The sequence below is a fragment of the Cuniculiplasma divulgatum genome, from assembly GCA_031200235.1.
Lineage (GTDB): Archaea > Thermoplasmatota > Thermoplasmata > Thermoplasmatales > Thermoplasmataceae > UBA509.
Map to the genome: position 1 here is coordinate 1123946 of CP133595.1, position 11457 is coordinate 1135402.

Here is an 11457-nt window from a genome sequence, read left to right on the forward strand (position 1 = left end):
TTATGGTTGATGACAAGGATAACGGTTCCAGTATCAGAGAGCTCAGAAAGAAGAGGCTTAATTTCAGGCTATATCAGTTCAAAAAACAATGGAAAATATTCTACCGATCCGCATATGGAAAGGTGGGTTTTTACATAATTCTAATTTTTGCCATAATTGCCATTCTGACTCCCTTTCTTGAAGTTCATCGGGATGCGCTTTCTTATGTAGCACCTTCAGTGGACACAACTGCGATGAGTCTCTCAGTAAAATCGGATATAGGGATCCCTGCCATGATAAATTCAACCCCTGTTGCTGTTGCAGCCTCAGCAATTTCAGATCTTGGTTCAAACATGGTATACTCGGTAAATTCAAATGGCCAGGTCTATGGGACGTCTCTTGGTTCTGCGACATCGTTGCATTCAGGAGCTAATGTGAATTTGTTCAATGCGAGTGTATCTCGCAATAACAGGGTGCTTGGAATAAGAGTGTTTCCACTTCAGACAATTACACTGGCTGGTGTAGGTGTAAAGGATAACTACATTCTCATAGCAACCGCAGGGGGCAATTTGACCCTTGCCAGTCTAGATTGGACGGGAGGTTCTCCAGGTGTTGGAAGATTGGTGGCTTCAGGAATCAGCCATGTTGATCTTGGCCTGAATTTAAGTTCAATGCCGGTTTCCAGTTCATTTCCCGTGGATACATCCGTGTTCCCAAGCATACCATTTTCCGGTGCCGTTTTTGCCATAGGGTCAAACGACACCGGAACATATCTTGTCAAGATTCAGGATAGCCCATTTTCGGTGATGTGGACGAAAAGCTTGCCGTTTGCCTCCCCGTCCAGCATGGCTTTCATAGGTGCGTTTTACAGCAACAGCCAGGTTAGACATCAGACGGTTGTAATTTCTGATAAAAATAGCCTATACGGATTCTATGCTTCAAATGGAACAGAAATATGGAAAGCAACTGAGCCATATGTTTTCTCGGGGAAATATTCGGTTCCCGCTTCATACCAGCAATCTTACAGTTCTTATGATTCCATCTTTGAAGTTCTTTCTTCAGGTTCTGGATATTACGTCGATGGGTTCTATATCTCAAATGGTACAGCTTATCAGGTCTACAGCAGCGATCATCCAATATCCGCTTTATCATCTTCCCTAGGAGAAAGCGGTTTCCCCTCATCATTACTTGCCATCACTGGAAATACGGCTGTAATACTTAGTTCGCCAGGAAATGTTCGTGGTAATGCATCTATGATAACCACCTATGGCGGTTACCTTTATGATCCGGTATACGTACCAAGCTTGAACAGTTACATAATTTCTTCACAGAAGGGGGAGTTATATTCACTGTCAGCAACCCTTGGAAAAAATCCATTCAACTGGCTTGGATCAGTTTCGAAATCGCCTGTCAATGTCTCTGCCGCTACTCTTCTGCTTGACGCTAACACTGGGCAGGAAGCCATTGCCATGGTAAACGCGACTGGAGCCGTCTTTGTATATTCTGCCAACGGTGTAACTCTAAATCCTATGCCTCCAACCTTGCATACGCCGTCAGGCACTATGTATCTGCTCGGAACCAACACAGAGGGTAACGATGTATGGAGCCAGTTTATTGCAAGTTTCCAGCCGGACTGGATAGTCGGAATAAGCGTGGGGCTAATAGGAATAGCAATTGCCCTTGTCCTGGGAATGATAATAGGATATTACAGGGGATTTGTGTCAGTTGCTCTTGACACTGTCACACTTGTAATATATCTGATTCCGGGTTTAGCTTTGCTTATTGCCCTCACATCTGTTCTGAGCCCTTCCTTCTTCAATATAATCTGGATCTTAAGCTTCCTGAGCTGGCCTTTCACAACATTTACCATTCTTGGCATAATCAGAAGCATCAAGCAACGTGCCTTTGTTGAAGCCGCCAAAGTGTCAGGGGCTGGAACGATGCAGATACTCAGGAGGCACATGCTGCCTAACGTGACACCTCTCCTCATATACCTGACGGCACTCAATGTAAGCGGAGCAGTGGGCGGAATAGCCACTCTGCAGTTTCTCGGCGTTGCGCCTCTGACAATACTCACCTGGGGTGCAATGCTCAACCCACTTGAAAACAACTTCTATCTGGCAGCCTCTGCGCCTTGGTGGGTGATCCCCCCAACGGTAGCCCTCACTCTTTTCATCATGGCATTCATATTTCTTTCAAGAGGGGTTGACGAAGTGGTAAATCCAAGGATAAGGAGAAGGTAAGATGATTGAAATTCAGGAAAATCAGGAAAATAAAAAAACGGCACAATCTTCGACGCCATTACTGCATATACACAACTTTTCAGTCACTTTTGATACTTATGAGGGCAGACTTAAGGCGCTGGAGAACATTGACCTGAACCTTGCCAATGGGGAATCTCTTGGCATAATAGGCGAAAGCGGGTCAGGAAAAACCACTCTTGCCACAGCTATTATGGGACTGATTTCCGACAATGCCGAGCTGGGGGGGACCATTTACTTTGATGGAAATATGATCATAGATTCTGAACACTTTGGGAAGGCTTACCAGAAACTCAAGAGAAGGGAAAGGAAGATCCTGTCAGAAAAACTCATACTAATGCGCTGGAAGGAGATATCCATGGTCTTTCAGGGTTCCATGAATGCCTTCAACCCTGCGTACACAATAGAAAAACAGATAGGGGAAGTGTTCAAAATTCATACAAACCTGACGGACAAGGAAATAGAGGAAAGATCCCTTCAGGTAATCGAATCAGCTGGACTCAACAGATCGGCGCTCAAGGCATATCCACACGAATTAAGTGGAGGAATGAAGCAGCGCGCTGTTATTGCAATGGCGCTGGCACTTTCACCAAAATTAGTAATTGCCGACGAGCCCACAACCGGGCTGGACGTGATCACCCAGGCGAAGATAATTTCGGAGCTCAAAAGTCTGCGGGGAACCTCAATAAATTCCATGATCGTAATCTCCCACGATGTGGGGGTGGTGTCACAGCTATCGGACAGGGTTGTAGTGCTCTATTCGGGACGCATAATGGAGATTGGCCCAACGTGGGAAGTTTACAGGCGTTCCCTGAATCCTTATACCCGGGCTCTTCTGAGCAGCTATCCATCCATTGATAGCACAAAATCTCATATAGACGGTATTCCCGGGGCATTGCCGGATCCACTAACGGAAAGGGAGGGTTGTTATTTTGCACCCCGATGCAAATATGCAGACAGCATATGTTACAGCACCGTACCTAAGCTTGAAGAGATATCCCCCGGCAGATTTAGCAGATGTCATTTTGCCAATAAATTCCTTGATGGTGAAATGGTTGAAGAGATCAAACCACATGCCTCAGAAAAGAAGAATCGCAGTGTTGAAACGGAAGTTCTTAAGACAGATGAACTTACAGAATATTTCAGCTTACGAACAAAAACATACGGGCAGCTCTATGGCAAGGAAGAGGCCACAAGAATAGTCAGGGCAGTTGATCACATCGATATGGACATCAAGAAGGGTGAGATTTTTGGCGTTGTTGGGGAAAGCGGGTCAGGAAAAACCACGCTTGGTCGTGTAATTCTTAAATTACTGGACGCGACCTCTGGTAAAGTTCTGTTCTATGCCAATAAAAACATGGAAAACTCAGTGTCAGAGAATTTCGTGGAAATAGATGTTACTGCAAGTCATCAGAGATCGCCACAGATGAAGCTTTTCAGAAGGGAAACCCAACTCATATTTCAGGATCCGTATGATTCCATAGATCCCAAGCAGACCGTATTCAACATAGTCCAGGAGCCAATAATTGCGCACAGGATAACCAGCGATCCAATAAAGATAACAGAAATGGTTAACATGGCGCTGGAGATCGTGAGGCTGAATCCACCTGAGAGTTATTCTGAGAGATATCCACACGAGCTTTCTGGTGGAGAAAGGCAGCGAGTGGCAGCTGCAAGGGCACTGGTTCTGCGGCCTGAATTTCTTGTGGCAGACGAGCCCATATCCATGCTGGATGTTTCTCTCAGGGCGGGGTTCATGAATCTGCTCCTTGAACTGAGGAATCAGTTCGGGATAACAGTTATGTTCATAACCCATGACCTGGCTTCTGCAAGGTATCTCTGCGACAGGATTATGGTTATGTACCTCGGAGTTAGCGTTGAAAGCGGCGATTCAGAGCAGGTAATGAGGAATCCGCTCCATCCGTACACGAAAGCCCTTATTAAGGCGGTTCCTAAGCCCAATCCGAACTGGGACCCCTCAAAAATAGAAATAAAAGGAGAGATTGGGAATGCCATAGATGTGCCAAAGGGATGCAGATTTTACAGGAGGTGCCCATATGCCAGAGATATATGCAAAAATACCCCACCCCCAAGAAAGGAGCCTGAATCCGGCCACTGGTATGTCTGCCACTTCACCCAGGATGAGCTCAGCAGCTACAGGAGCTTCAACAAAGCGGATAATGAGGAATGATTGGATGATATGAAGGCATATGCTTCCGGGGAAAAAAATGAGGAAATCAGGAAAGCATTGATACAGGCCAGGTGGAAGTATATCAAGCCTCCATTGCTGGCCTTATTCCTTCTGGTTTTTCTGCCACTTTCATCTGTTTTCTTTTACGGTTTCATACCGTATCTGACATACATGCCTGATGTAATATTTATTGCAGCAATTGTTGTGATATTTTTCGGTGCCTGGTTCGACTTTGGGGCATCCTCATACCTCAAAGACCTCAAAGATTTTTATCACAAGACCCCAAATGATGCAGACATGGTGTATATACAGAAGCAGCAGCTCATCCTGACAGGGCTCTACATTCTCGTAGGAATGCTCTATATTTCTGTCTCTATATTATTGTATTTTATACTGATTCATGTGTTCTAAACAGTATCAAGTGTGATATCCACATCCAGAGAATAGGAAATACGGCAGTTTGTGCTGACATTATTTCAGTTCAATATCATGTTACTCTGTTATAAATTGACAGATACCTATCCACCCGATCCACATATTGAATTGTGAAATTCACAGTGATATGAATATCTTCTCAAAACAACTTTTATATACATATATTTAGATCATCTCAAACTCTCTAAAGGAGGTAAAAAATGGAAAATCAAAGTGGAAACGATGAACCAAAAGCCCCTCAAGCTCCAGTGGCTCCACCACGGAGGCCGGCGGGTAATGGCAAATGGTATGTCATTATAGCTGTCCTCATAGTGGTGATAGCTGCACTTGGAGTTTTGGGCTTCTATCACCCAGTTACAGTAGGCTCTACGTCTACTGCGTCAGTAGTGACCAACAGTGCAACTCTGGGGTCACCATTTAACCTGAGCTTAACAGTTAACGGCAAGTTCAGCAGTATTGACATATACTGGGGCGATGGGCATGAAACTGTAATGCCATGGAGCGGTAGCGATAAGGTATCTCTGGCGCATACGTACAATAATCCTGGAACATATCTGATATATTATGTGGTTAATTTCCCGTCAGGTGCAACCTACAACAACAGCAACAACCTTATTCCCGTAGTGACGAACTATCAGTCTTCATCAACAATCAACCCTAACTCGGCAGTTGGTCAGGTTTATCTTTTAAACAACACGGATAATGGCCTGTTTGATTACCATAATGGGACTCTCACACTGAAGCCTGGCGTCAACCTTTCAGCACAGATTGGTTTTTACCAGAGCCCGCAGTCTGGAGAAGTTTTCGCACAGTCTGCTAACCTGTACTACATGGATGCCTTCAACCAGTCTTACACACTGCCATACTACTTCAACACCACACAGGACAGGTATATTGTTAACCCGGCAAACACAACGTGGAACATAACAAATCTGTCCCAGGGATTCTACCAGCTTGAAGTCACAACTCAGGCGGGCCAAGTATATTCTCAGACTTACACAGTTCCAACAACCGTTACAAATACATCAGTTGTGAAAACCAGTGGGGTAAAGACATACAATAGTACATATCTTGTTAAAATCGCGGGTGCTCCAGTTTTGAACACTTCCATTGAACTTGGCTACAATACCGGTACGTGGGTAACAAACTACGCTAACACAAATGTGACCTATGAGGCTCTTGCAAACGTATCATATACTGAACCACACAGCACGCCCGCTGTTGTACTGAACATGTATGACAATATGACGTATGTGGCAGGTGACAACCTGACGTTCAATCACGACACAAACTTAAGCTTCATGTCAAATACCACAGCTCTGTACCATAACGCCAGCTCGGGAAAGACAAAATCCATGGTCTTCAACGGCTCAAGCTACACCACAAGCTACTTTGTTCCAAGTGGATCTTATCTGAACTTCACAAAGACAGCTGAAGTGGAAGTTCTTAACGAAACTAATGTAACGTACAATCACAACAGCTACATGTGGTATAATATGGGAGATATGCTTCAATATGTGAGCCAATACAGCAATACAACATACAACATGAACACCACACTTTCATATACCAACCCCAGCACCACGGTCAATTACACTAAAGAAAACGTGAACGTAACCGTTATTACCTTCCATTCCGGAACAACAACAGTTACTGTCCCTACTGGAACTGTTGACACGGCCCTTGGGGTTTACTCAACAGAGTACTACATAGACATACCGGTGTTCTCGCAGCCCACAGTTAATGTCCCAATATTCGGATTCGCTCCATATGCTCCAGTAGTATCTGGCGCTGGAACATACACGGCAGTTGAACTTGAAACTGGTGGTTACAAATCACTGGACCCGGCAATAGAATACGATACTGTGTCCTATGAAGTACTCCTGAACACACTTCAGACACTTGTGATGTACAAGGGAAACAATTCTTCAGCATTTGAACCAATGCTGGCCAGTCATCTTCCTAATACGGTAGCTGGTGGAGTGAACCTACATTACCACAACTACACCATGAAGACTCCATGGGGAACACACTACACAGTGCATGAAGTTCCATACCAGAATTACACATTCAACATCAGGAGCAATGCATCCTGGCAGAATGGTAAACCCGTCACAGCTTGGGATGTTATGTACTCAATAACGAGGACTCTTCTATTCGATGCTGGAACACCCGGTACTCCAGGCTGGATACAGGCACAGTACTTGCTCCCGGGCAATTACTACACATCCAATACTTTCTACAACATTACAACGAACATCACAGTGAACAACGCTACGAACAACATAACTTTCCACTTCCAGAAGGCAATGTCTCCAACGCTGGTTTATGAAATACTGGGTCAGGTATCAGGAGCGGCAATTGCAAGTGCATCTTGGCTGATTGCCAATGGTGCAGGCATAACGTGGTCACCAGCAGGCTTCCAGGCATACAAGGCCCATGGCAACTCCGGTGATTACAACACCTATGTGCAGAATAACGTCTTGGCGGATGGTCCGTTTGAGATACAGTATATAGTGCCGTCCCAGGAAGTTGTGTTTGAGAAAAACCCTGCTTTCAAATCTCCAGGGCCATGGTATCCAGCAGCACGCCTAAGCCACGTAGTGATTCAGTGGGTGCCTGAAGAAACAACAGCCTATCTGGACCTGAAATCAGGGATCGCACAGAGTTCCACAATACCCAGTTCTTCCTGGAACCAGGTACAGGCACTTGAAAATTCCGGAATCGCCAAAGTATACAGCTTCCCAACTCTATCAATATTCTGGTATAACTTCAACGCTCAGGTCAACGTGAGCATGGCTCAGAAAGTAGTGTATTCCGGCACAAACATGCCGTCAGCACTGTTTGTGAGCCACAACGTCAGAAAGGCATTCGCGTATGCATATAACTACCCGTATTACTTCGGTCAGCAGGTTGGCAACAGCATATACCATACGACCTTTGCAGTGCCATATGCAGGAATGCTTCCGGCTGGAATGGCCTTTGCTCCTACACTGACTTCTAACAACAATACACTGGTAACCCAGTATAACGGCAACGTATCAGTGCCTGTTTTCAACATGACATTGGCTAAAGAAGCTTGGAACAACTTCACTAAATCTGCAGACTTTAGTGCACTGGGTCTTACGAATGTCTCAGGAGTAATTGAGTATAATGGCCATCCACTGGTCATTCCGATTGTCATAGATACAGCTGACCCCACTGACCTTGCAGGCGCAACAACATGGGCATCTAACCTAATGAAAGTAATACCTGGGTCCACGTTCGTTGTCACGCCTCTTGCTTTCCCAACAATACTTGGATATCAGGTACAGGGGGCAAACCCGATGCCAGTGTATTTCCTGGGCTGGGCTCCAGACTACCCATACCCAACGGATTATCTGGCTCCAATGGGTCTGCCTACGAACACTTCCCTGTACCCTGGCGCCAATGAGTTCACACCGTACTGGTTCGCAAAGAGTGGAGTTCCAAGTGGAGTGCAGCAGGCAGCAGTAATGAAGCAGATGATATCCGAATACAACAATGGTTCAGCAGCAACTAGCTCACAGCAGGCAAGCTTCTGGTTCAATGCTATGAACAATCACATCGTGAACCAGACATGGTACGTGTATCTGTATCAGGAGAACGAGTTCTGGATACACACATCATCGATACCTAACAGCATGTATGCTGCTAACGAATCCAATATAATGACTGGCGGCGGCGGAGACCAGATGTATAACTTCTATCAATAAGGGTCATAAACTCAATTTTATTTATTTTACTAATTTTTATTTTTTCTTTTTTCTCGTTAGAATTGAGAATTTTATGTTCTTACTATGATGCACATTTATATTGATTCTATTCGCCGAGGTATAAAGATAATAGGAGAAGCTTACTAATCCTAACTCCCCCACGTTTCATTACAGAGATATCTTGTCTGTAACCTAACCAATTTTATCATGCCATTTAGTCCTCTCAACTCCAAAGAGCACTCTACTTAGGAAATGCTTATCCGCAAGGACAGAAATGAACTTTCTCCTTGTTGATAGTATCTCAGTTTTGCGTGGGTTCTACAACAATCGTGGGAACGCATCATGAGTGATATTTCATGAAGAGGAAACGGCACCTCTTCGAAGGACCAAAAAGGCATGAACATTATTTCCGAAAATACCTGCATTGTGAGATTATATTCGTGATAGCATTACTTGACAGATACCAAAGGAACAAGGCGTGGGCCAATTTGCTGTGTCTCGGTATTCTGATAAATATCAACGAGGAAGATGGCCAAGACCCCGGTTGGATTGTCCCGCCAAGAATACAGCTAATCCAGTATCGGGGATAGAAGACCTAAAAGTCCCCGAGATAAGCAAGTGAAAATCAAGGCCAGAGAAGAAGTACATTGCAAAATTCATGGGTGTTCTCTTCTTCTCCATGAGGTAGGATACTGTTCAGGAAGAATGCATCATATTTCCTCTTTTAAATAGCGGAAAGAACATTATCATGGAAAGAGTGAAATATCACGTTCTGATAAGGCACACGATGGAGTTACGTTACTTCATAATCAGACGACTCTTGGTCATGATTCCCACTCTTATAGGCTTGCTTGTGATCGTTTTCGCATTGCTGAGTGGGATACCAAAGTCGGTTCTCGCGGCACCATATCTGAATCCTCATTCTTCAGTTCCAAAGGCTCAGCAGCTTCAGAATATATATGCTCTGCTTGGGCTCAATCAACCACCACCCATACATTTCTTTATATATGTAAAGGATGTTTTCACAGGTAACCTCGGCATTATGAATCTTGCCGGGTATCCTTCTAACGTGCTAAGTGCCATAGAACTGGCTTTCCCCAACACCGTTCAGCTTGCACTGTTTGCAACCCTGCTTTCAATTGTTATTGCAATTCCTCTCGGTACATATATTGGGGCAAGACCAAACTCACTGAGCGATCAAGCCGGAAGAATTTTCTCACTCAGTGGCTACTCAATGCCTGCATTCTGGCTGGGGATATTATTGATTTACGCTTTAGGGAGCGGTGTAATCACTGGTAACCCTCTGGGAGTACTACCATATTCTGGCTCATTCAATCCTACAGCAATACCATCTCCGAACCCGACGTGGTTTCACGGTGAATTCACTTCTCCCACTCATCTTTTCATTTTTGATGCCCTTCTAAATGGTGCATGGGGGTTGGCTTGGGATGGATTCAAGCATGTAATCCTCCCAGTTATAACACTTACCTACACTATCCTCGCAGGGGTCCTAAGGTTCATACGTGCTGGAATGGTAGATTCTTCCTATCAGGAATATGTCAAGACTGCACGCGCAAAGGGGGTGCCAGAGAAGATTGTGATAAAGAGGCACATAAGAAGAAATGCTTTGATCCCATCTATTACAGTAATGGGTCTCCTGTTCTCCAGTCTTCTTGGCGGGGTTGTGATAATTGAAGATCTTTTCGCATACCCAGGAATAGGTATGCTAGCGGTCAATGCAGCGGAAACCTATCAGGTTTACGGTGTTCTGGGAACAACGTTTTTCTTTGGAATAATACTTATAGTTGCCAACCTGATCGTTGATGTGGTGTATGCTTTCGTAGATCCCAGGATAAGATATTGAGGTGAATTATGGCAGACATTACTGAGATTAAGAATGCGGGAAGAATTCAGGCAACCCGTAAACGTCACCCGAGAATTGAAAGCTTCAAGAGTACTTTCAATCTGTTTCTTAAAAATAAGCTGGCTCTGGCAGGCTTCATAATAACCATGACGTATGGGATAATAGCCATACTTGACTGGGCTCATCCCTCCTGGCTGGGAATTGCCAACATTAATAATGCTGCCAATTTCACACCAGGGGGTGCGAGCGCATTGAGCTTGGCCCCTCCAACCGCCCCTACCCTGAGCCACGGTTGGTGGTATTGGTTAGGGACAACAGAATACCAGATCCCCATATTGCCCGTTATGCTGGCGGCATTGAAGTTTGACATTGCCTACTCTGTCCTTATAGTAGTAACCGGGATGTTGATTGGTGTTGTCGTAGGTACAATATCAGGTTACCTTGGAGGTGCCGTTGATGAAACCGTGATGAGGATAACTGACATATTCTTCAGTGTGCCCTCGCTTATCCTTGTAATTGCCATAACTTTTGTCTTGGGTGAATCGCTGTTCTTTGTAGTTATAGCTCTTATTATAATTTGGTGGCCCATATATGCGCGTCTTACAAGAGGTCTCACCCTTTCTGTTCGAAGTATGAAATATATTGAAGCAGCGACAGCTTCAGGTTCATCAAAGATAAGGACAATATTCTCACATATAATACCGAATGTACTTTCACCAACGTTTGTGCAATTCTCCCTAGATCTGGGTAGCATAGTGTTAATATTTGCGTCCTTCGATTACATAGGTCTGAACAAGGGAAACCCTCTTCTGCCCGAGCTTGGACAGATGATAAACTGGGGACAGACGTTCTTTACATACACCACGCCAAGTGGGATGATAATGTGGTGGCCTGTGGTTATTCCTGGAGTCTTTCTCCTGATATTCACAGTTGCTGTTAATCTAATGGGTGATGGACTTAGAGATGTTCTGGATCCAAGGTTGAGGAGATAAA

The 11457-nt window shown here is 44.6% G+C and carries 6 protein-coding genes; all 6 read left to right on the plus strand.

The annotated features are described in order from the left end of the window. The first annotated feature begins 2 nt into the window (after positions 1-2). Complete coding sequence (locus RE469_05970) at positions 3-2222, plus strand: ABC transporter permease (GenBank protein ID WMT43748.1); 2220 nt, start codon at positions 3-5, stop codon at positions 2220-2222. A 1-nt stretch (position 2223) separates the two neighbouring features. After that, complete coding sequence (locus RE469_05975; GenBank protein WMT43749.1) at positions 2224-4431, plus strand: ABC transporter ATP-binding protein; 2208 nt, start codon at positions 2224-2226, stop codon at positions 4429-4431. Continuing rightward, a complete protein-coding gene (locus tag RE469_05980) occupies positions 4432-4842 on the plus strand; it encodes a hypothetical protein (protein ID WMT43750.1) in 411 nt (136 codons plus the stop codon). It abuts the gene before it with no gap. Between the two features lie 224 nt (positions 4843-5066). Next, a complete protein-coding gene (locus RE469_05985) occupies positions 5067-8600 on the plus strand; it encodes an ABC transporter substrate-binding protein (protein ID WMT43751.1) in 3534 nt (1177 codons plus the stop codon). Positions 8601-9348: 748 nt separating this feature from the next. Next, positions 9349-10464, plus strand: coding sequence for an ABC transporter permease (locus RE469_05990; GenBank protein ID WMT43752.1), 1116 nt, complete (start codon positions 9349-9351; stop codon positions 10462-10464). 8 nt (positions 10465-10472) lie between these two features. Then, positions 10473-11456: an ABC transporter permease gene (locus RE469_05995; GenBank protein WMT43753.1), complete on the plus strand. Its 984-nt coding sequence runs from the start codon at positions 10473-10475 to the stop codon at positions 11454-11456. Position 11457: the final 1 nt, after the last annotated feature.